The 19,341-nt window shown below is 75.1% G+C and carries 23 protein-coding genes; 17 read left to right on the top strand and 6 right to left on the bottom strand.

Going from position 1 to position 19,341, the window contains the following annotated elements; translation table 11 throughout:
• Positions 1-67: 67 nt before the first annotated feature.
• Complete coding sequence (locus AB0D45_RS09305; RefSeq protein ID WP_362456385.1) at positions 68-1,153, bottom strand: SRPBCC family protein; 1,086 nt, start codon at positions 1,151-1,153, stop codon at positions 68-70.
• Between the two features lie 3 nt (positions 1,154-1,156).
• Entirely contained in the window at positions 1,157-2,164 is a 1,008-nt protein-coding gene (locus tag AB0D45_RS09300) for a histone protein (RefSeq protein WP_362456382.1), read from the bottom strand.
• Between the two features lie 235 nt (positions 2,165-2,399).
• Between AB0D45_RS09300 and AB0D45_RS09295 the strand changes: the two genes are divergently transcribed.
• The 8 genes from AB0D45_RS09295 to AB0D45_RS09260 are packed head-to-tail and all read left to right on the top strand — an operon-like array spanning position 2,400 to position 6,238.
• On the top strand, positions 2,400-2,780 hold the full coding sequence (locus AB0D45_RS09295; protein WP_361607911.1) for a gas vesicle protein: 381 nt from the start codon (positions 2,400-2,402) through the stop codon (positions 2,778-2,780).
• A gap of 30 nt (positions 2,781-2,810) precedes the next feature.
• Complete coding sequence (gene gvpJ / locus AB0D45_RS09290; RefSeq protein WP_361607914.1) at positions 2,811-3,272, top strand: gas vesicle protein GvpJ; 462 nt, start codon at positions 2,811-2,813, stop codon at positions 3,270-3,272.
• 3 nt (positions 3,273-3,275) lie between these two features.
• Entirely contained in the window at positions 3,276-3,986 is a 711-nt protein-coding gene (locus tag AB0D45_RS09285; RefSeq protein ID WP_361607917.1) for a GvpL/GvpF family gas vesicle protein, read from the top strand.
• Between the two features lie 56 nt (positions 3,987-4,042).
• Positions 4,043-4,291, top strand: a complete 249-nt coding sequence (locus tag AB0D45_RS09280; protein WP_361607920.1) for a gas vesicle protein GvpG — start codon at positions 4,043-4,045, stop codon at positions 4,289-4,291.
• Positions 4,292-4,312: 21 nt separating this feature from the next.
• Positions 4,313-4,744, top strand: coding sequence for a gas vesicle protein (locus AB0D45_RS09275; protein ID WP_362456378.1), 432 nt, complete (start codon positions 4,313-4,315; stop codon positions 4,742-4,744).
• Entirely contained in the window at positions 4,741-5,628 is an 888-nt protein-coding gene (locus AB0D45_RS09270; protein WP_362456375.1) for a GvpL/GvpF family gas vesicle protein, read from the top strand. The genes AB0D45_RS09275 and AB0D45_RS09270 overlap by 4 nt, the downstream gene beginning before the upstream one ends.
• A gap of 5 nt (positions 5,629-5,633) precedes the next feature.
• Positions 5,634-5,846, top strand: coding sequence for a gas vesicle protein (locus tag AB0D45_RS09265; RefSeq protein ID WP_362456372.1), 213 nt, complete (start codon positions 5,634-5,636; stop codon positions 5,844-5,846).
• A gap of 59 nt (positions 5,847-5,905) precedes the next feature.
• The gene (locus AB0D45_RS09260; RefSeq protein WP_362456571.1) at positions 5,906-6,238 is read left to right on the top strand and encodes a gas vesicle protein K; all 333 of its coding nucleotides are present in this window, start codon (positions 5,906-5,908) and stop codon (positions 6,236-6,238) included.
• Positions 6,239-6,330: 92 nt separating this feature from the next.
• On the opposite strand, the gene AB0D45_RS09255 is transcribed toward AB0D45_RS09260, so the two are convergent.
• The 4 genes from AB0D45_RS09255 to AB0D45_RS09240 form a co-directional block, all read right to left on the bottom strand.
• Positions 6,331-6,594 (bottom strand): GlsB/YeaQ/YmgE family stress response membrane protein, encoded by a 264-nt coding sequence (locus AB0D45_RS09255; protein WP_362456369.1) that lies wholly within the window; start codon positions 6,592-6,594, stop codon positions 6,331-6,333.
• A gap of 48 nt (positions 6,595-6,642) precedes the next feature.
• Positions 6,643-6,813, bottom strand: coding sequence for a hypothetical protein (locus tag AB0D45_RS09250; RefSeq protein ID WP_361607935.1), 171 nt, complete (start codon positions 6,811-6,813; stop codon positions 6,643-6,645).
• 133 nt (positions 6,814-6,946) lie between these two features.
• Entirely contained in the window at positions 6,947-8,191 is a 1,245-nt protein-coding gene (locus AB0D45_RS09245; protein ID WP_361607947.1) for a geranylgeranyl reductase family protein, read from the bottom strand.
• 220 nt (positions 8,192-8,411) lie between these two features.
• The gene (locus AB0D45_RS09240; RefSeq protein WP_361611219.1) at positions 8,412-8,582 is read right to left on the bottom strand and encodes a CsbD family protein; all 171 of its coding nucleotides are present in this window, start codon (positions 8,580-8,582) and stop codon (positions 8,412-8,414) included.
• 600 nt (positions 8,583-9,182) lie between these two features.
• Here AB0D45_RS09240 and AB0D45_RS09235 point away from each other — a divergent pair.
• From AB0D45_RS09235 to rfaE2, 9 genes are all read left to right on the top strand, one after another.
• Positions 9,183-10,145, top strand: coding sequence for an NAD-dependent epimerase/dehydratase family protein (locus tag AB0D45_RS09235; RefSeq protein ID WP_361611221.1), 963 nt, complete (start codon positions 9,183-9,185; stop codon positions 10,143-10,145).
• 81 nt (positions 10,146-10,226) lie between these two features.
• A complete protein-coding gene (locus tag AB0D45_RS09230) occupies positions 10,227-11,882 on the top strand; it encodes a carbamoyltransferase C-terminal domain-containing protein (protein ID WP_362456365.1) in 1,656 nt (551 codons plus the stop codon).
• Positions 11,879-12,961 carry a glycosyltransferase gene (locus AB0D45_RS09225; protein WP_362456363.1) on the top strand — a complete coding sequence of 361 codons (1,083 nt, stop codon included), beginning with the start codon at positions 11,879-11,881 and terminating at the stop codon, positions 12,959-12,961. Before AB0D45_RS09230 ends, AB0D45_RS09225 begins: the two co-directional genes overlap by 4 nt.
• Positions 12,958-13,623 carry an HAD family hydrolase gene (locus AB0D45_RS09220; protein ID WP_362456360.1) on the top strand — a complete coding sequence of 222 codons (666 nt, stop codon included), beginning with the start codon at positions 12,958-12,960 and terminating at the stop codon, positions 13,621-13,623. Before AB0D45_RS09225 ends, AB0D45_RS09220 begins: the two co-directional genes overlap by 4 nt.
• Positions 13,620-14,639 (top strand): glycosyltransferase family 9 protein, encoded by a 1,020-nt coding sequence (locus AB0D45_RS09215; RefSeq protein ID WP_362456357.1) that lies wholly within the window; start codon positions 13,620-13,622, stop codon positions 14,637-14,639. Before AB0D45_RS09220 ends, AB0D45_RS09215 begins: the two co-directional genes overlap by 4 nt.
• A 55-nt stretch (positions 14,640-14,694) precedes the next feature.
• On the top strand, positions 14,695-15,657 hold the full coding sequence (locus tag AB0D45_RS09210) for a glycosyltransferase (protein ID WP_362456354.1): 963 nt from the start codon (positions 14,695-14,697) through the stop codon (positions 15,655-15,657).
• A complete protein-coding gene (locus tag AB0D45_RS09205) occupies positions 15,654-16,925 on the top strand; it encodes a glycosyltransferase (protein ID WP_362456351.1) in 1,272 nt (423 codons plus the stop codon). Before AB0D45_RS09210 ends, AB0D45_RS09205 begins: the two co-directional genes overlap by 4 nt.
• 301 nt (positions 16,926-17,226) lie before the next feature.
• Complete coding sequence (locus AB0D45_RS09200) at positions 17,227-17,910, top strand: SIS domain-containing protein (protein WP_362456348.1); 684 nt, start codon at positions 17,227-17,229, stop codon at positions 17,908-17,910.
• Entirely contained in the window at positions 17,907-19,304 is a 1,398-nt protein-coding gene (gene rfaE2 / locus AB0D45_RS09195) for a D-glycero-beta-D-manno-heptose 1-phosphate adenylyltransferase (RefSeq protein ID WP_362456346.1), read from the top strand. Before AB0D45_RS09200 ends, rfaE2 begins: the two co-directional genes overlap by 4 nt.
• The last annotated feature ends 37 nt before the right edge of the window (positions 19,305-19,341 follow it).

Genomic DNA, 19,341 nt, shown 5'->3' with positions numbered 1-19,341 from the left:
CCGCTGACGTCGTGCGGTCGTGCGGGATGACGAGCCGGGTGGCCGGGGCGGCCGGCCCGGGAAGCCCTCAGCGCCGGCGTCCGGCGCGAGCGCGGCGGGGCTCCTCCTCCTGCTCCTCGTCCTCGTCCTCGTAGTCGTCCTGGTCCTGGTCCTGGTCCTCGTCCTCGTAGGCGTCCTCTTCCCGGCCGTCCTCCTGCTCCTCGTCCTCGGGGTAGTCCTCGTCCTCGTACTCCTCCTCGTCCTGGTCCAGGTCCTCGTCCTGGTACTCCTCCTCGCCGCCGGCTTCCGCGTCTTCTTCCTCCGGCTCCTCCGACTCCTCTCCTTCGGCCTCTTCCTGCTCCATCGCCTCTTCGTGGGTGACGACGACTTCGCCGTCCTGGATCTCACCGCGCCAGCCGTCGGGTTCCGCGGTGGCCAGGGTGACGAACCGGTCGAAGTTCTTCAGGTCCAGACGCATGCGCCGGCCCTGCGCGCGCCAGATGTTGCCCGTCTTCTCGAAGAGCCCCGCGGGGTAGTACTCGACCACGAGGAGGATCCGGGTCAGCGAGGGGGCGAGCTCGTGGAAGCTCACGCAGCCCCGCGTCGTCCCCTTGGGCCCCTCGGAGGTCCAGACGATCCTCTCGTCGGGGACCTGTTCCTGGACGGTGGCCTTCCAGCTGCGCGTGGAGGGGCCGACCTTGACCTTCCAGTCCGAGGTGACGTCGTCGCTCTGTGAGACGCCGCGCACGCCCTTGGCGAAGCTGCTGAAGTCCTCGTACTGCGTCCAGTGGTCGTAGGCGGTCCGCAGCGGCACGCCCACGTCGATGGACTCGACGATGTTCATCGCCTTGGCGCCGCCCTTGCGGCCCTTGCCCTTTTTCTTGCCTCCGAGCAGGTTGGAGCCGGCCTCGGTCACCTTGTCCTTGAGGTCACCGAAGGTCTGCCCGAGGACGGCTTTCACGGGGGAGTCGCCCTGCAACAGCCGCCCCCCGATGCCGAGCAGCGGGCCCCCGTTCTCCGCCACGTCCTGGAGGTTGCCGGTGAGGTCGCCGACCTTGTCCACGGCCTTGTCCGCCAGCTGTTCGGCCTGGGCGGAGAGGTAGGACCCGAGTTCCTCGAGCAGCCTGTCGAAACCCGACTGCGTGCCCTTGGCGCCCTGTTCTGTCGTGGCCATGGTTCACCTCCGCGCGGTCGGCTTGCGGCGGGCCGCTGTCTTCGTCGCGGCGGCCTTCTTCCCGGCGGGCTTGGACCCGGCGCGGCCGGCCGTGCTCTTCTTGGCCGCCGTCTTCTTGGCCCCCGACTTGGCCGCTGTCTTCTTCGCCGCCGACGGGGCCGCCGTCTTCTTGGCCGGGGCCCGGCGGGTGGCGGAGGACGGAGCCGTCCCGGCGGCCCTGCCGCCGGCCGCCTTCTTCGCCGGTGTCCGCTTCGCGGGTTCGCGCGCCGAGGTCTTCTTGGCCGGCGCGGCCTTCTTGGCGGGTGCCGCCTTCTTGGCCGGGGTCTCCTTCCGGGCCGGAGTCGCCTTCTTCGCGGGGGCCTTGCGGGCCGGGGCGCCGCGCGGAGCCGTCTTGGCCGCGCGGGTTGGGGACGGGCGGTGGGGGGCGGGCCGGCGGGGGGCCGGCGGGGCCTCTTCCTCCTCCTCGGCCTCTTCCTCCTCGGGTTCCTCTTCCTCCGCCTCCGGTTCCTCTTCCGGTTCCTCTTCCTCGGCCTCTTCCTCCAGTTCCTCCGGCTCCTGCTCTTCCTCTTCCTCTTCCTCCTCGTCCCCCTCCTCATCGGCCGCTTCGTACGGTTCCTCTTCCTCGGCTTCCTCGCCCTCGTCCTCCTCGTAGCCCTCTTCCGGCTCCTCGTACTCCTCCTCCTCGGCCTCCTCGTCGCCGCGGCCGACGCCGAGCGTACGGTCGTGGAGCGAGTCGGCGAGCTGAGACAGCTTGCGGTTCGCGGTCGCCGCGATCGCCTTGCGGCCGGCGTCCAGTGCCTCGCCCCTGATCTGCTCGCCGATCTCGGCGACCTGCGGCATCTCGCTGAGCTTCTTCATGCCCTGCATCGCGAGCTCTCGCGGGTCGAGGCCGAGGCGGCGGCCGGCGGCGTACGTCACCAGGCTGAGGGCCAAACGACCCTTTTTCGCCCGTCCCAGTACGTAGCCTCCGGCGACGGCGGCCGCCAGGGCGATCTTGGTCGTGTCCTCCATGAGCTCTTTCCCTTCACCAGGTGCGCGCGGTTGCCCCTGCCTTCGCCGGTCCGGGGGCCGCCGGTGACGCACGCTTCGTGACGGGACGCGCCGCGCACACGGTTACTAGGGGGCTGCTCTGCCTGGCGCGAGATATGCCTCGTATACGATGAAAATCTGGGTTCAGCAGGGATTGCAGCGTTTGGTCCGTGTGTGACCGGGCAGTCCAGGAGTCCGTCCCCGAGGGGAGTGGCCCATGGCCGCAGGAGAGCCGGTGCGCCGACGGCGTACGGCGGACGACGGCCGTGAGCCGGAAGCCGGGACCGCGAGGCCCCGCCGCAAGGCTCCGCCCAGCCCGGCGAGCGGACGCCGCCGCGTCACCGGGGCGGCCGCGGCCATGCGCCTGGCGTCGGAACAGCTCTCCGAGTTGCTGGGACGCGTCCCCGAGTCGGTCTCGTCCCTCCGTCCCACCGAGGAGGGCTGGGAAGCGCAGGTGGAGGTCCTGGAGCTGGAGCGCATCCCCGACACCACCAGCGTCCTGGCCAGCTACAAGGTCACGATCGACGAGGAAGGCGAGCTGATCTCCTACGAGCGGACCCGGCGGTACAGCCGGGGCATGATCGACAGGCCGGCCTGACGGGCCGGCCGCCCCTGAAGGGAAGCGGCCATGACTGTGATGCCGCAGGGCGGAAGCAGCCTCGCCAGAGGCGCAGGCGGAGGCGGCGGCACGAGCCTCTACGACGTGCTGGAACTGATCCTCGACCGCGGCCTCGTCATCGACGTGTTCGTGCGCGTCTCCCTGGTGGGGATCGAGATCCTGAAGATCGACGCACGGATCGTCGTGGCGAGCGTCGACACCTACCTGCGCTTCGCCGAAGCGTGCAACCGGCTCGACCTGGAAGCCGGCCGCAAGGCCCCCGCGCAGCTGACGGACGTCGTCGGCAACATGGTCGAGAGCGGGGCCCACGGCAAGAGCAAGGGCGCGCTCAGCGGGGCCGTGGACGCCGTGACGCAGTCCCTGACGGGCAGGTCGGACAAGGAGGAGCCGGAGGAGGAGCCCGAGGAAGAGGAAGCCCCCCGCCGCCGGCGGCCCCCCGCCCGCCGCCCCGTACGCCGCGAGAGGGAATAGGCGATGGCTCTCTACGTGTACTCGCTCGTCCCCGCCGACCACCCCTGCCGCCTGGACGGACTGACCGGCGTCGGGACCGACCCCGCGCCCCTGCGCACCATCACCGGCGGGCAGCTGCGCGCCGTGGTCAGCGACGTGGACGAGGAGATCAGGCCCCGGCGCCGGGACCTGGCCGCCCACCAGGAGGTCCAGGACCGTCTCATGGCCGACGGAACGATCCTCCCCCTCCAGTTCGGATACACCGCGCCCGACGACGTCGCCGTGGTCGAGGTGCTCCAGGAGCGGGCCGAGGAGTACCTGAACGCCTTGGAGCGGCTCGAAGGCTGCGCGGAGTACAACGTCAAGGCGTCCCAGGACGAAGAGGCGCTCCTGCGGGAGATCCTGGAGGACTCGGCCCAGGCCCGGCTGCTCAACGAGCGGATCAGGGCGGGCGACACCGACCCCCGCCTGCCGCTCCAGCTCGGGGAGCTCGTGGCCGCCGAGGTCCGCGACCGGCAGGAGGCGCTGGCCGCGGGGCTGGTCCAGGCCCTCATCCCGCTGGCCCGGGACCACAACGTCAGGGCCCCGGCCGACGGCGACATCCTGAACCTCTCCCTCCTGGTGGCCGAGGACCAGCGGGAGACCTTCGTCGAGGCCGAGGCCAGCCTGGCCCGGCAGGTCGACGGCATCGACTTCCGCTTCACGGGGCCCCTGCCCCCGTACAGCTTCGTGTAGGGCCCGGCCGCCGGCCCGCCCCGTGCGGCGGCCGGGTTGGGCGATGAGGAGGAGCGATGGGCCTGTTGAGTGGTCTCGTGACGGCGCCGCTGGCGCCCGTACGCGCCGCGATCTGGGTGGCGCAGCGGGTCGCGGACAAGGCGGCCGAGGAGTACTACGACCCCGCGCCCGTGTGGGCCGCCCTGGGCGAACTCGACAGCCGGCTCAGGAGCGGCGAGATCGACCAGGACGGCTTCGACCGCGCCGAGGAGGAACTCCTCGACCGCCTGGACGAGATCATGGAATACCGGCGGAGCCGGCCGTGACCAGCGAGGAGGCCGGGGACCGTGACTGACCCGCTTGCGAACCGGCTGGGCCCCCTGCCGACCAGGGCGACGCCGATGTCCTATCCGCCGGCCTCCTCGGGCAGCCTGGCCGACATCCTCGAACGCGTCCTGGACAAGGGCATCGTCATCGCCGGCGACATCCGCATCAACCTGCTCGACATCGAGCTGCTGACCATCAAACTGCGGATCCTCATCGCCTCGGTGGACAAGGCCAAGGAGATGGGCATCGACTGGTGGGAGTACGACCCCTCGCTCTCCTCCCGCCACAGCGGAGACCCCCTTGCGGAGGAGAACCGCCGCCTGCGGGCCGAACTGGAGGCCCTGCGGCGCGACCGTCTGGAGGCCCCCCGCACCGGTGACGCCGATCGGGGCGCGGCGGGGGAGGAGCGGACCCGGCCGCGGGCCGCCCCCAGGAGAAAGCCCTCCCCATGAACGCGGAGCCGGTCCTCACGTACGTCTACGCCGTCGCCTCGGTCACCCCGGAGCTCGCCGGCGCCGTGGCCGGCCTGCACGGCGTCGGCGGGGCCCCGGTTGCCCTCCTTGCCGCCCCCGGCGGTCCCGGCGGCGACGGCGGAGAGGGCGCCGAGGACGCCGAGGACACCGCGGCCGCCGCCTTCGTCGTCAGCCCGGTCCCCGCCTCCCACTGGAGAGAGGAAGCGCTCAAGGCGCACTTCGAGGACCTGGGCTGGCTCGAGGCCACCGCGCGGGCCCACCACCACGTCATCCAGGCCCTGATGGACCACACCACCGTCCTGCCCCTGCGGATGGCCACCCTCTACGAGGACGACGGCCGGGCCCTGGGCGCCCTGCGCGGGCAGCGCTGGAGCTTCGCCGAGCGGCTGTCCCTCCTGGCCCGCCACGCCGAGTACGGGGTCAAGGTCTACGTCCGCCCCGGCACCGCCACCCCCGCTGCCGGCACGGAACCGCCCGCCCCGCAGGCCGCCGGCCCGGGCAAGGCCTACCTCCAGGCGCGCCGAGCGCAGCACCACGCCCACGAGGACCGCTACGGCCAGGCCAGGCAGGCCGCGGAACGCATCGCGGCCACGGCGGCCCGGTACGCCACCCACGTCGTACGGCACCCCGCCCAGACGGGGTCCCTGGCCCGTGACGACAGCGGCGAGAACGTCCTCAACGACGCCTTCCTCGTCCCCGACGGCCAGGCCGACGCGTTCCGCACCGCCGTGCGCGAGGCGGGCGAGGACCTGCCGGGCGTCCGCATCGAGGTCACCGGCCCGTGGGCGCCCTATTCCTTCGCCGTGCCGCCGCCCGGCCCGGCGGAGCCCGCCGGACCGGCCGACCGGCTCCGCGGCACGTGAGCGCCATGACCCTCAGCGAACGGGACGAACCCCTGCCGGGCCGGCAGGTCGCCCTCGTCGACCTCCTCGACCGGCTGCTGGCCGGCGGCGTCGTCATCACGGGCGACGTGGTCCTGTCCATCGCGGACATCGACCTCGTACGCATCTCCCTGCGCGCCCTCATCACCTCGGTCGGCGACCCGGCCGGCCGCTCCGCCCGTGGTGGGGAGGGGCCGTGAACGCCGAGCCCCCGGCCAGGCCGCCGGCCACGCCGGACCTCACCGGCATCGGCGACACGATGGCCGACGCCTTCCGGCTCCTCCAGGCACCCCCCGGCACCCCCGGGGAGCCCCGGGCGCCGGCCCGGCGCATCCGTACGGATCCCGACACGGTCGGCGAGGACCTCCTCAAGCTCGTGCTCACCCTCGTGGAACTGCTGCGCCAGCTCATCGAACGCCAGGCCCTGCGCCGCGTGGACTCCGGGGACCTGACCGACGAGCAGGAGGAGGAACTCGGCGCCACCCTCCTCGCCCTGCACGACCGCATGACCGAGCTGTGCGCCGAACACGGTTACGCCCTGGAAGACCTCAACCTCGACCTCGGGCCCCTCGGCCCGCTCCTCCCGCCCTGAGCGGCACCGCGCCTCCGGGCACGGAAACGGCCCCTCCCGCCTGGGAGGGGCCGTTGCCATGCCCGAATCACCGCGCCCGGTCAGGGCTCCCGTCACCGTGCCGCGCGGCTGAACAGGCGGTAGACCGCCAGGAGGATGAGGGAGCCGACGATGGCGGCGATCCATGTGGAAATCTCGAAGAACCCGTCGATGGAGTCGACTCCGAAGATCACCTTGCCGAGCCAGCCGCCGAGCAGCCCGCCCGCAATACCGATCAGAATGGTGACGATGATGCCACCCGGGTCTTTTCCGGGCATCAGCATTTTGGCGATGATGCCCGCGAGCAGCCCGATCAGGATCCAAGCAATGATGCCCATGATTTCTTCTTGCCTCGCTTAGTCAGTCAAGAGTCGGTCCGGCCCCGGTCAGCGGAAGGTGTCCTTGCCCTTCTCCTTCATCTGCCTGGCCTTTCCCCGTGCTTCCAGGGCGGCGCCCTTGGCGGCCATGGTCTCCTTGCCCATCGCGTGGGCCGTCTTCTTCACGGCCATCCCGGCGACGCGTTCGAGCTGAGCCTTTGCCTTCTCACTGGCACTCATGTCATCCCTTTCGCCCGCTCCGATCCAGCCGATCAGGCGTATTACCCGGAGGTTGTCCGATAAACGCGGGACGGAAAAGATCTTCGGCGGGGTCGGCCGCGCGGCTTTCCTTCGAAGGTGCCGCACCGGGCGGCTATCGCTTGGGGGCCGGCACCAGGCGCAGGAGGAGGTGCAGGAGGGCGTCGACGCCGTCGTGGGCCGGCCCCGCGGTCGCCTGGGTGAGCAGCCGGGCCAGCGCGCGCAGCAGCGGAGGCGAGGCCATGACCCGGGGATGGAGGAGCTGCCGGTAGCCGTGCCGGGCGAACACCAGATCGGCGGCAAGGTTGCCCAGCCGGTAATAGCGGCCCCAGCGGCGGCGCAGCTCCGCCGGGTACTGGTGCAGCGCCTGTTCCCGCCGCGGCCCGGACGGCCGGGCCAGGGCCAGGGCGATGGTCTCGGCGGCCACCTCCGCGGCCTCCATGGCCTGGGCGATGCCCTCGCCGCTCCAGGGGCTGACCATGCCGGCGCTGTCCCCGACGAGCAGCAGCCCCCGGCGGTACTGCGGCCGCCGGTTCAGCCCCACGGGCAGCGGGGCGCTGCGCAGCGGCGAGTCGGCGTTCTCCTCCCGCACGCCCCAGTCCGCGGGCAGCCGGGGCAGCCAGTGCTCCATGGCCGCCCGCAGGTCCACGGGCCGGGGCCGCCCCTGCGGCAGGGCGCCGAGGCCGACGTTGACGCGCCCGTCGCCGAGCGGGAACACCCATCCGTAACCGGGCAGGTCCTGTCCCGTGCCCGGACAGCGCAGATCGGCCCACAGCTCCAGGTACGGGTCGTGCGTACGGGCCTCGCTGCGGTAGTAGCGGCGCGCCGCGGCCGCGACCGGCCGCCGTGCGTCCCGTTCGAGCCCCACGGCCAGCGCGGTCCGCGCGGACGCGCCGTCGGCCGCGACGACCAGGGGCGCCCGGTAGCGGACCGGCTCCTTGCCCGGCCCGTGGACGGCGGCCACGCCGGTGACGCATCCCGCCCGGCCGGTCAGGGGCGCCGTCACCTTCACCCCGGTGCGCACGCGCGCTCCGGCGGCACGGGCGCGAGCGGCGAGCAGCTCGTCGAAGTCGTAGCGGCTGCGGGTGAGGCCGAAGTCGGGAAGGCTGCCCAGGCGCGGCCAGTCCAGCTCGACCTGGTTGCCCTCGCACACCCACCGCATCCCGCGGTTGCGCATCCAGCCCGGTGCGTCGATGTCCACGCCCATGCGCACCAGCTGCTGCACGCCGCGCGGTGTCAGGCCGTCGCCGCACACCTTCTCCCGGGGGAAGGAGCCCTTCTCCAGCAGCAGTACGTCGACCCCCGCCCGAGCCAGGTGCACCGCGGCGGCGGAACCGGCAGGCCCCGCCCCCACCACGATGACCTGCGCCTCTTCCTCCCCGGCGCACTCGGGCGCCGGGCTGCCGTCGGGGACATCGCCGTCTGCGTCGTCACGTTGGGTGCTCACGCCACCACTATGCCGGTCGGGCGGTGCGCGGACCGTCCAGCGGGGCCGAAGCCCGGGAGGTGGCGTCCGCCGGACGGTCCGGACATGCCGGAGGCCGCCGTCCGGTGGGACGGCGGCCTCCGGGGCGGACCGGTCAGGTCAGCGTGTCCTTGGCCTTCTGTCCGGTCTGCTTGGCATCGGCGGCCTTCTGGTCGGCCTTGCCCTTGAGCGTGAGGCTCTCGTTGCCGACGGCCTTGCCGGTGGTCTCCTTGACCTTGCCCTTGACGTTCTGTCCGACGTGCTTGGCCTTCTTGCTCGTGGCCATTACCGGTCACCTCCGAATTCCTACCTGACCACTGCCCGGTATGGGGCCGCCCATGCCTGGACATCCGGCTTTCGGCAGCAGCCGGGCGGCCGCGCGGGACCCGTCAGAACACGGCGCGCACCATGCGGCGGACCGCGAGGCGCACGCCCCACCACATCAGCCGGGCACCCCAGGCGGCGAGCCGTCCCAGAATCCGGCGCTTGACGGCTCGCGGCCTCCGGCGGCCGGGCATGCCGCGCCCGCGCCACTTGTGCCTGCGGTGCCCCGGGGTAATTTCACGCCTGCCTCCGCGTGCGGCTCGGAGAAGCAGCCAAAGGAGTCGTCCTGGCCGGCGAAACAAAGCGAGAGGACGCACTGCCGATATTACCGGGGTCCGGGTCGCTGCGGCCCGATGGCCGCTCCCATGGCCCGGGTGCGCGGCGGGCCGGGGCGGTGGCGCGGTGACTGCGCGACGTCACCCGAACGCGCGCTCTCCCGCGCGCCGCGCCGGGCCCTCGGGCAGGCTGAGGTCACCTTGCGGGTTGTTCCCAGGAACGACGGCGCGGGCCCCCCGCCCCCTCGCCGCCTGCTCCCGCGCTCCGCCTTCCAGAGGAGGTCACGATGGGCTCTCTCGCGTCACGGACCTGGGAGCACGCGGTCGTCACCGGGGGTGCGGGCTTCGTCGGCTCGCACCTGTGCTCCGCCCTGATCGAGGCGGGCACCGCGGTCACCTGCGTGGACGACTTCAGCACGGGACGGCCCGAGAACGTGGCCCACCTGGCCGGCCGGCCCGGCTTCACGCTCCACGAGGCGAACGTCGCACGGCCCTTCACCGTCGAGCGGACCCCCGACCTGGTCCTCCACCTCGCCTCCCCCGCCTCTCCCGCCGACTACCTCCGGATGCCGCTGCACACGCTGGAGGCGGGCAGCCTCGGCACCCGCAACGCGCTGGAGCTCGCGCACCGCAGCGAAGCCCGGTTCCTGCTCGCCTCCACCTCCGAGGTGTACGGGGACCCGCAGGAGCACCCGCAGAACGAGCGGTACTGGGGCCACGTCAACCCCGTCGGCCCGAGGAGCGTCTACGACGAGGCGAAACGTTTCGGCGAGGCCTTCACCACGGCCCACGGCTCGGCCCTCGGCACCGACACCTGCGTGGTGCGGCTGTTCAACACCTACGGCCCGCGCATGCGCGGCTACGACGGCCGCGCCGTTCCCACCTTCATCCGCCAGGCCCTGGCCGGCGTACCGCTGACGGTCACCGGCGACGGCCTGCAGACGCGGTCGCTCTGCTACGTCGACGACACCGTCTCCGGGATCCTCGCGGCTGCCGCGCACGGCATGCCGGGGCCTGTGAACCTCGGCAACCCCGCCGAGCTCACCATGCTGGAACTGGCCCGGTGGATCATCGAACTCACCGGATCGGCCTCGGAGATCAGCTTCGTGGAACGCCCCACGGACGACCCCGCCGTGCGCTGCCCCGACATCACCCTCGCCCGGGACAAGCTCCAGTGGGAGCCGCTCGTGACGGCCGAGGAAGGGCTGCGCCGCACCATCGCCTGGTTCCGCGCCCACCCCGACCACTGACCCCCGACGCCCGGCGCGCGGCCGTCCCCCGCCCCGGCGCCGACGGCCGACGCATCCCCCAGCCGAAAGGCCCGCACCGCCATGCGCATTCTCGGCATCAACGCGCTGTTCCACGACCCCGCCGCCGCCCTCGTCATCGACGGCCGCACCGTCGCCGCCGCCGAGGAAGAGCGGTTCTCGCGCCGCAAGCACGGCAAGCGGCCCCTCCCGTTCTCCGCGTGGGAGCTGCCCGAGCAGGCCGCGGCCTGGTGCCTGCGCCGTGCCGGGCTGCGCCCGCAGGACCTGGACCTCGTCGCGTACTCCTACGACCCGGCCCTGGCGCGCCCCGCCGACGCCCTGGGCCTGCACGACCCCTGGGACCACCTGCGCCAGACGTACGCACGCGAGGCGCCGGGCTTCCTGGCCACGGCGCTTCCCGGACTCGACCCGGCCCTCGTCCGGTTCGTGCCCCACCACATGGCCCACGCCGCCTCGGGCGCGTTCGCCGCCGAGGACGCCGGCACCAGCTCCGTCCTGGTCCTCGACGGGCGCGGCGAGCGCGCCTCCCACCTCGCGGCGCGCCGGACCGGCAGCCGCCTGGAACCGCTGTACGCCCAGGACCTCCCGCACTCCCTGGGGCTCGTGTACGAGGAACTCACCGACCACCTCGGCTTCCTGAGGTCCTCCGACGAGTTCAAGGTGATGGCCCTCGCCTCCTACGGCACCCCGCGCCTGCTGCCCGAGCTGCGACGGTACGTGTACCCGACCGGGGACGGCGGCTTCCACGCCACCGGCGTCCCCTGGCACGAGTTCTGCCCGCCCCGGGGCGCGGACGAGCCATGGACCGCCGCCCACGCCGACGTCGCCGCCAGCGCCCAGGCCGTACTGGAGGAGACGCTCCTCGACCTCGCCCGATGGCTGCACGGCCGCACCCACGACGACGTCCTCACCCTCGCCGGGGGAGTGGCCCTCAACTGCGTCGCCAACTCCCGCATCGCCCGCGAGGGACCCTTCTCCCGGGTCTGGGTGCAGCCCGCCGCCGGCGACGCCGGAACGGCCCTCGGCTCGGCGCTGCTCCTCGCCGCCGGGGCGGGCGACGACCCGGAACCCATGAACGGCGCGGACCTGGGCCGCGACTGGTCCGACGCGGAGATCGGGGCCTGGCTCAAGACGGCCAACGTGCCCTTCGAGCGGCCGCCGGACATCGCCGCGACCGTCGCCGAGGCCCTCGCCGACAACGCCATCGTCGCCTGGTTCCAAGGGCGCAGCGAATACGGGCCGCGCGCCCTGGGACACCGCTCCCTGCTGGCGCACCCCGGCCACGCGGGGAACCTGGAACGCCTCAACGACGTCAAGGGCCGCGAACAGTTCCGGCCCGTGGCCCCCATGGTGCTCGCCGAGCGGGCGGCCGAGATCTTCGACGGCCCGATGCCCAGCCCGTACATGCTCTTCGTCCACGACGTGGCCGCCGACTGGCTGGAGCGGATCCCCGCCGTCGTCCACGTCGACGGGACGGCACGCATCCAGACCGTCGACCCGGAGCGCGAGCCGCTGGTGGCGCGCATGCTCACCGAGTTCGAGCGGCGCACGGGACTGCCGGTGGTCGTCAACACCAGCCTGAACACCGCCGGCAGGCCCATGGTGGACGACCCCCGCGACGCCCTGGAGTGCTTCGGCTCGTCACCCGTCGACCTGCTCGCCATCGGCCCGTACGCCGTACGGCGGGGCCCGCTGTTCCGTGACGGGGAGGGAGCGTGAGCGCGCGGACGCGGCAGCCGGAGGCCGCACCGTACGCCGTGGTGGTCCCCACCCTCGGCAGGCCGAGCCTGCGCGCCTGCCTGGCGGCCCTCGCCGCCGCCACCGCCGACGGCACCGGACCGGCGGCGGTCGTCCTCGTCCACGACCGCCGGGGCGCCCCCGCCCGGATCCCCGGCCTGGACGTACCCCCCGCGCTGCGCCCGGTGACCACCGTCGTGGCCGGCGCCGGCCGGGGCCCCGCCGCCGCCCGCAACACCGGTGCCGCGGCGGCCGGACCGGTGCCGTGGATCGTCTTCCTGGACGACGACGTGGTACCCGGCCCCTCCTGGGGCCGCGACCTGGCCCATGACCTGGCCACCGCGTCCCGCGACACGGCGGCCGTCACCGCGCGCATCGACGTGCCGCTCCCCCCGGGGCGGCGGCCCACGGACTGGGAACGCAACACCGCGGGCCTGTCCACCGCCCGCTGGATCACCGCCGACATGGCCTTCCGGCGCGAGGCGTTCGACGCGGCCGGCGGCTTCGACGAACGCTTCCCCCGGGCCTTCAGGGAGGACGCGGACCTGGCGCTGCGACTCCTCGACGGCGGCTGGACCCTGGCCCCCGGCACCCGCCGCACGACCCATCCGGTACGGCCCGCCGACCGCTGGGTCTCCGTCCGCGTGCAGGCCGGCAACGCCGACGACGTGCTGATGAACCGCCTGCACGGCCCCGGCTGGTGGGACCGGGCAGGCGCCCCCCGCGGGCGCCTGCGCGGCCACCTCGCCGTCAGCGCGGCGGCCGGCGCCGCCGCCGGCTGCGCCCTGTCCGGCAGGACCGGAGCGGCCGCCGTCTGCGCGGCCGGCTGGCTGGCCGGCACCGCCGAGTTCGCCGCGGCCCGGATCGCGCCCGGCCCCAGGAACCGCACCGAGACCCTGACGATGCTGCTGACCAGCGTGCTCATCCCGCCCGTCGCCACCTGGCACTGGCTGCGCGGGCACGTCGTGCACCGCAGGGCCCGCCCCCTCGGGCCCGCGCTCCCGCCCCGGGCGGACGCCGCTGACCCGCGCCGGACGCCGCGCGAACGGGTGCGCACGTGAAGCCCCCGCCCGGCCGACCGCGCCGCCCCGGGGCCGACGCCCGCGAAGACCCCTGGGTGTGGGACGCCCCCCGCGCGGCCCCCCGCCCCCGCGGCCGGCCGGGAAGCGCCGGCGGGCTGCCGGAGGCGGTCCTCTTCGACCGCGACGGAACCCTCGTCGTCGACGTCCCCTACAACGGCGACCCCGACCGCGTGACCCCCATGCCGGCCGCCCGCGCCGCCGTGGCGGCCCTGCGCGAGCGGGGTGTCCCGGTCGGCGTCGTCAGCAACCAGTCGGGCGTCGCCCGCGGCCTCCTGACCCGGCACCAGGTGGAATCCGTACGCCGGCGCGTCGACGCGCTGTTCGGGCCGTTCGCGGTGTGGGCGGTGTGCCCGCACGGCCCCGGCCACGGCTGCCGCTGCCGCAAACCGGCGCCCGGCCTGGTCCTCGCCGCCTGCGCCCGGCTCGGCGCCGCCCCCGCACGCACCGTCGTCGTCGGCGACATCGGCGCGGACGTACGGGCCGCCGCGGCGGCCGGAGCGCGGGGCATCCTCGTCCCGACCCCCGTCACCCGGCCCGGCGAGGTCGCCGCCGCCCCGGAGACGGCACCCGACCTCCTCGGCGCCGTCCGCCTGATCCTGGCGGCCGCCGAGCCCGTACCCCCCTGCGGAACCCCGCGATGAGCGCCCCGCGCAGCCTGGTCGTACGCCTCGACAGCGCCGGGGACGTCCTGCTGGCCGGGCCCGCCGTGCGCGCGGTGGCGGCCGGGTCCTCGCACACCACCCTGCTCTGCGGACCCCAGGGCGTCCCGGCGGCCCGGCTGCTGCCCGGCGTGGACCAGGTCCTGGTCTACGACGCCCCCTGGGTCGGCCTCGAACCGGGCCGTACCTCCCGCGAGGAGTGCGGACTGCTGGTGGACGCCCTGGCCGCGGGCCGCTTCGACCGGGGCGTGATCCTGGTGTCCTACCACCAGAGCCCGCTGCCGGCCGCCCTGCTGCTCGCCCTCGCGGGCGTGGAGCGGGTCGCCGCCGACTGCGAGGACTACCCCGGCTCCCTGCTCGACCTGAGGCACCACCGGCTGCCCGGCCGTCACGAGGCCGAGGCCGCACTCGACCTGGTCCGCGCCTTCGGCTACCGGCTGCCGCCCGGCGACGACGGCGCCCTCGGCATCCACCCGCCGCCCGACTCGACGCGGCTGACCGGCCCCGAACCGTACGTGGTGCTCCACCCGGGGGCCGCCGTGGCCTCCCGCAGGTGGAGCGCGGGCCGCGCCGCGCGCGCCGCCGCGGCCCTGCACGGGGCGGGCCACCGCGTGGTCGTCACCGGCAGCCCGGCGGAGAAGGACCTGACCGCCGAGGTGGCCGGCCGGCACGGCCTCGACCTGGGCGGCGTCACCGGCGACCTCCACGAACTCGCCGGCGTGCTCGCCGGAGCCCGGGTCGTCGTGACCGGCAACACCGGCCCCATGCACCTGGCCTGCGCCGTCGGCACCCCGGTGGTCTGCGCCTTCGCTCCCGTCGTGCCGGCCGAACGCTGGCGCCCGTACCGGGTGCCCCACGTCCTGCTCGGCGACCAGGCGGCGGCCTGCGCCGCCAGCCGGGCCCGCGACTGCCCGGTGGACGGGCACCCCTGCCTGGACGGTGTCGGCGACGGCGAGCTGCTGGCGGCCGTCGCCGGGCTCCTGGGCCCCCGCCCGTGAACGGCAGCCCGGCCCGCCCGGCGGACCCGGGCGAGAAAGACCGAGGAGCAAGCGCATGAACATCCTGCTGTGGCACGTCCACGGTTCCTGGACCACCGCCTTCGTCCAGGGGCCCCACACCTATCTCGTCCCCGTCACACCGGACCGGGGGCCCGACGGACTGGGCCGGGCCCGGACCTTCGACTGGCCGGAGTCCGTCCGCGAGGTGAGCCCCGCCGAACTGGCCGACGCCCCCGTGGACCTCGTCGTACTGCAACGGCCCCACGAGGCGGAACTCGCCGAGCGCTGGCTGCGGCGCCGCCCCGGCCGGGACGTCCCCGCCGTGTACCTGGAGCACAACGCCCCGGACGGCGCCGTACCGGACACCCGCCACCCGTGCGCCGACCGCACCGACCTGACACTGGTGCACGTCACGCACTTCAACCGGCTGTTCTGGGACAACGGCGCCACCCGCACCGAGGTCATCGAGCACGGGATCGTCGACCCGGGCCACCTCTACACGGGCGCGCTGCCCCGCGCCGCCGTCGTCGTCAACGAGCCCGTCCGCCGCGGCCGCCACACCGGCACGGACCTGCTGCCGGAGCTGGCGCGCTCCGCCCCGCTGGACGTCTTCGGCATGCGCACCGAAGGACTCGCCGCGCACCTGGGCCTGCCCCCCGACCGGTGCCGCTCCCACGAGCTGCCCCAGCGGCGGCTGCACGCGGCGATGGCGGAACGCCGCCTCTACCTGCACCCCGTGCGCTGGACCTCGCTCGGCCTGTCACTGCTGGAGGCCATGCACCTCGGCATGCCGGTCGTGGCCCTGGCCGCCACCGAAGCCGTGGAAGCGGTCCCGCCCGGCACCGGCGTCCTGTCCACCCGGCCCGAGGTACTGGCCCGGGCGGCCCGCCACTACCTCGAGGAACCGCAGGCCGCGGCCGAGGACGGCGCCCGCGCCCGCCAGGCCGCCCTCGAACGCCACGGCCTCAAACGCTTCCTGGACGACTGGGAGCGCCTGATGGCGGAGGTGCGGTCATGACGTCGTCCCCTCCACGGCCGGCCGTCCCCCTGCGCCGCCCCCGGCGGCCGCTGTCCCTCGCCCTGGTCTCCGAGCACGCGAGCCCGCTCGCGGCCCTGGGCGGGGTCGACGCGGGCGGGCAGAACGTGCACGTGGCCTGCCTGGCCGGGGCCCTCGCCGACCGCGGCCACCGCGTGACCGTCTACACCCGCCGCGACGCCCCCGACCTGCCGGACCGCACCGCCCTGCGCCCCGGCGTCACGGTGCACCATGTTCCGGCCGGCCCGGCCCGGTACCTGCCCAAGGACGAACTCCTCCCGCACATGCGGGAGTTCGCCTACTACCTCATCGGTCACTGGCTGGACGGCCCGCAGCCCGACCTGATCCACTCGCACTTCTGGATGTCGGGTCTGGCCTCCCTCACGGCCGCGCGCGAGCTGCGGCTGCCGATGCTGCACACCTACCACGCGCTGGGCACCGTCAAGAAGCGGCACCAGGGCGGCGCCGACACCAGCCCGCCGTCGCGCATCGGCCTGGAACGGGAGATCGGCATCGGCTGCGACCGGGTGGTGGCCACCTGCCGCGACGAGGTCGCCGAACTCGAACGCATGGGCGTCCCCGCCGACAAGGCCGACGTCGTCCCCTGCGGGGTGGACACCGAGAGGTTCCGCCCGGACGGTCCCGTCGCCGAACGTGGGACCCGTCACCGCCACCGCCTGCTCCAGATCGGCCGGCTGGTGCCGCGCAAGGGCGCCGCCGTCTCCGTCGCCGCGCTCGCGCGGCTGCCCGAAGCGGAACTCGTGATCGCCGGCGGCCCCGAGCCCGGCCGGCTGGACGACGACCCCGAGGTGCGCCGGCTGCGCGACCTCGCCCGCACCGCCGGGGTGGCCGACCGGGTGCGCTTCCTCGGCGCCGTCCCCTGCGCCGACGTGCCGGCCGTGCTGCGCAGCGCCGACGTCGTCCTGTGCCCCGCCGACTACGAGCCCTTCGGGATCGTGCCGCTGGAGGCGATGGCCTGCGGCCGCCCCGTCGTGGCGAGCGCCGTCGGGGGACAGCTCGACACCGTCGCCGACGGCGAGACCGGACGCCTGGTGCCGCCCGGCGACCCCGCCGCGCTGGCGGACGCCGTGGCCGGGCTGCTGGCCGACCCCGGCCTGCGCGAGGCGTACGGCGCGGCCGGCCGCCGGCGCGTGACGAGCCGGTTCGGCTGGGACCACGTCGCCGCCGCCACCGAACGGGCCTACCGGGCGACGCTCGCCCGGCACCTCACCGCGGCCGGGGCGACGTGAGCCCGGCAGCGGGCCCGCCCAGGGGGTGTCCGCACCGTCCCGCCCGTCCCGCGGCGTCCGGGACCGCACCTCGCCGCGTTGCCGGCCCCGCTCTTCGGGCGGCCGGCGCCGCGTCGCGGACACCCCGTACGCCGTGCCGTCGCCGTCCCTCCCGGCCGGTGGGGGCTGCGACGGCGCTCCCCGGCCCCCACCGAACCCGCCGGCCGTGCGGTCCCGCCCCGCGGGCGGCCCGTCCCGGGCGGCTCCGAGACCCGAAGGAGGTGGGGCACGGACCGCTCCCGCGAGCGGCCGGCCCGACGCCATGAGCCAGACCCCCGCACACGCGGCAGCGCACCAGCACTGCCAGTCGCTCCAGAACGCCCTGCAACGCCTGCGCGTCCAGGGCCTGGACCAGCTCGCCCACTGGGGCCACCGGCTCGCCGCCGTCCTGCCGGCCGGCGGCCGGCTGCTCGCCGCCGGCAACGGCGGCAGCGCGGCCCAGGCACAGCACCTGACCGCCGAACTGGTCGGGCGCTACCGCGAGGAACGCGCCGCCTACTCGGCCATCGCCCTGCACGCCGAGACCTCCAGCGTGACGGCCATCGGCAACGACTACGGCTTCGAGCACGTCTTCGCCCGCCAGGTGGCGGCGCACGGCCGCGACGGTGACGTCCTGCTGCTGCTGTCCACCTCCGGACGCAGCGCGAACCTGCTCTCCGCCGCGATGACCGCCCGGGCGGCCGGGGTGGAGGTGTGGGCGCTGACCGGCCCGTCCCCGAACGCGCTCGCGGAGGCGGCCGACCAGGCCCTGTGCATCGACGCCGACTCGGCGGCGACCGTGCAGGAGGCCCATCTGGTCGCCGTGCACCTGCTGTGCGAGTCCTTCGACGCCGCACTCGCCGGCAAGGCCCCCGCCGCCTCCGCCGGCACGGCCCCCGCCGCCGTCCGGACCGCGGGTGGGAAGTCGCCCCGGCCCGTCGTCTCCGCCCTCAGGAGGACGCCGTGAGCACTCCCGGCCCGCTGGTCGTCGTCGGGGACGTCCTCCTCGACCGTGACGTCCAGGGCGTCGTGGACCGGCTGGCGCCCGACGCCCCGGTACCCGTCGTGGACGTCACCGCCGACCTCTCCCGCCCCGGCGGCGCCGGACTGGCCGCGGCCCTGGCCGCCCGGACGGGACACGAGGTCGTCCTGGTCACCGCGCTCGGCGAGGACGGAGCCAGCGACCGGGTGCGCGAAGCGCTGCGCGGCCGGGTACGGCTCGTCGAGCTCCCGCTGGAGGGCACGCTGCCCGTGAAGACCCGGGTCCTGGCCGGCGGCCGCCCGCTGGTCCGGGTGGACCGGGGCGGCGGCGAGGTCGGCCCCGTCCCGCCGGCCGTGCGCGAGGCGCTCGCCGGGGCACACGCCGTCCTGGTGGCCGACTACGGCAGGGGCACCGCCGACGCCGTCCGGCCGCTGCTGGCCGGCGCCGCCCGGCGCGTGCCGCTGGTGTGGGACCCGCACCCGCGCGGCGGACCGCCCGTCCCCGGAGCCCGGCTGGTCACCCCGAACGCGGCCGAGGCGGCCGCGCTGTCGCCCGGCGAGGGGCACTCGCTGGGCGCGCACGCCCGGCGCGGCGCCGAGCTGGCGCAGCGCTGGAACGCCGTCTGCGTCGCCGTGACCCTGGGAGACCGCGGAGCACTGCTGACCCGCCCGGGCTCCGCGGCACCCATGCTCGTACCGGTGCCCTACCCCGCGACGGGCGACCCGTGCGGCGCCGGGGACTGCTTCGCCGCCCTCGCGGCCGTCGCGTTCGCGGAAGGCGCCCTGCCCGAGGAGGCGGTCCAGCGGGCGGTGGCCGGAGCCGCCGCGTTCGTCGCGGCGGGCGGCGCGTCCGACCCGGGCCTGTGGCGGTCCCGGGGCCAGGACGGGCCGGCGCGGCCCGGCGCGGGCGACGCGTTCGCGCTGGCCGGGAGCGTACGGGCCGGCGGCGGCACCGTGGTCGCCACGGGAGGCTGCTTCGACCTGCTGCACGCCGGCCACGTCGGCCTGCTCGACAGCGCGCGGCGGATCGGCGACTGCCTGATCGTCTGCGTCAACTCGGACGCCTCGCTGCGCCGCCTGAAGGGGCCGGGCCGCCCGCTCACCCCCCTGGAGGACCGCATGCGGGTGCTGGCGGCGCTCGGCAGCGTCGACGCCGTCGTGGCCTTCGAGGAGGACACGCCGGAGGCCCTGCTGCGCGCGCTGCGGCCCGACGTGTGGGTCAAGGGCGGCGACTACTCGGCCGACGCCCTGCCCGAGGCCGGGGTCCTGCGCGGCTGGGGCGGTCAGACCGTCGTCCTGCCCTACCTGGACGGCCGCTCCACCACCGGCCTCGCCGACCGCGCGGCACGCGCCGCCGCGAACGCCCGTACGGCTCCCTGAGCAGCGGGCGGCTCCGCCCGACGGGTGCGGGGCGCGC

Source organism: Streptomyces sp. NPDC048352, from assembly GCF_040651895.1.
Classification (GTDB): Bacteria; Actinomycetota; Actinomycetes; order Streptomycetales; family Streptomycetaceae; genus Streptomyces.
Note: the sequence above shows the minus strand (reverse complement) of the source record. Positions and strands in the feature narration are given on the sequence as shown.

What these genes read in the sequence shown, in the direction of transcription:
- AB0D45_RS09270 (WP_362456375.1), top strand. Translation starts at nt 4,741, where the DNA reads ATGAACGCGGAGCCGGTCCTCACGTACGTCTACGCCGTCGCCTCGGTC.
- AB0D45_RS09280 (WP_361607920.1), top strand. Translation starts at nt 4,043, where the DNA reads ATGGGCCTGTTGAGTGGTCTCGTGACGGCGCCGCTGGCGCCCGTACGC.
- AB0D45_RS09235 (WP_361611221.1), top strand. Translation starts at nt 9,183, where the DNA reads ATGGGCTCTCTCGCGTCACGGACCTGGGAGCACGCGGTCGTCACCGGG.
- AB0D45_RS09210 (WP_362456354.1), top strand. Translation starts at nt 14,695, where the DNA reads ATGAACATCCTGCTGTGGCACGTCCACGGTTCCTGGACCACCGCCTTC.
- AB0D45_RS09285 (WP_361607917.1), top strand. Translation starts at nt 3,276, where the DNA reads ATGGCTCTCTACGTGTACTCGCTCGTCCCCGCCGACCACCCCTGCCGC.
- gvpJ (WP_361607914.1), top strand. Translation starts at nt 2,811, where the DNA reads ATGACTGTGATGCCGCAGGGCGGAAGCAGCCTCGCCAGAGGCGCAGGC.
- AB0D45_RS09230 (WP_362456365.1), top strand. Translation starts at nt 10,227, where the DNA reads ATGCGCATTCTCGGCATCAACGCGCTGTTCCACGACCCCGCCGCCGCC.
- AB0D45_RS09305 (WP_362456385.1), bottom strand. Translation starts at nt 1,153, where the DNA reads ATGGCCACGACAGAACAGGGCGCCAAGGGCACGCAGTCGGGTTTCGAC.
- AB0D45_RS09200 (WP_362456348.1), top strand. Translation starts at nt 17,227, where the DNA reads ATGAGCCAGACCCCCGCACACGCGGCAGCGCACCAGCACTGCCAGTCG.
- AB0D45_RS09250 (WP_361607935.1), bottom strand. Translation starts at nt 6,813, where the DNA reads ATGAGTGCCAGTGAGAAGGCAAAGGCTCAGCTCGAACGCGTCGCCGGG.
- AB0D45_RS09205 (WP_362456351.1), top strand. Translation starts at nt 15,654, where the DNA reads ATGACGTCGTCCCCTCCACGGCCGGCCGTCCCCCTGCGCCGCCCCCGG.
- AB0D45_RS09295 (WP_361607911.1), top strand. Translation starts at nt 2,400, where the DNA reads ATGGCCGCAGGAGAGCCGGTGCGCCGACGGCGTACGGCGGACGACGGC.
- AB0D45_RS09260 (WP_362456571.1), top strand. Translation starts at nt 5,906, where the DNA reads ATGGCCGACGCCTTCCGGCTCCTCCAGGCACCCCCCGGCACCCCCGGG.
- AB0D45_RS09300 (WP_362456382.1), bottom strand. Translation starts at nt 2,164, where the DNA reads ATGGAGGACACGACCAAGATCGCCCTGGCGGCCGCCGTCGCCGGAGGC.
- AB0D45_RS09265 (WP_362456372.1), top strand. Translation starts at nt 5,634, where the DNA reads ATGACCCTCAGCGAACGGGACGAACCCCTGCCGGGCCGGCAGGTCGCC.
- AB0D45_RS09255 (WP_362456369.1), bottom strand. Translation starts at nt 6,594, where the DNA reads ATGGGCATCATTGCTTGGATCCTGATCGGGCTGCTCGCGGGCATCATC.
- AB0D45_RS09215 (WP_362456357.1), top strand. Translation starts at nt 13,620, where the DNA reads ATGAGCGCCCCGCGCAGCCTGGTCGTACGCCTCGACAGCGCCGGGGAC.
- AB0D45_RS09240 (WP_361611219.1), bottom strand. Translation starts at nt 8,582, where the DNA reads ATGGCCACGAGCAAGAAGGCCAAGCACGTCGGACAGAACGTCAAGGGC.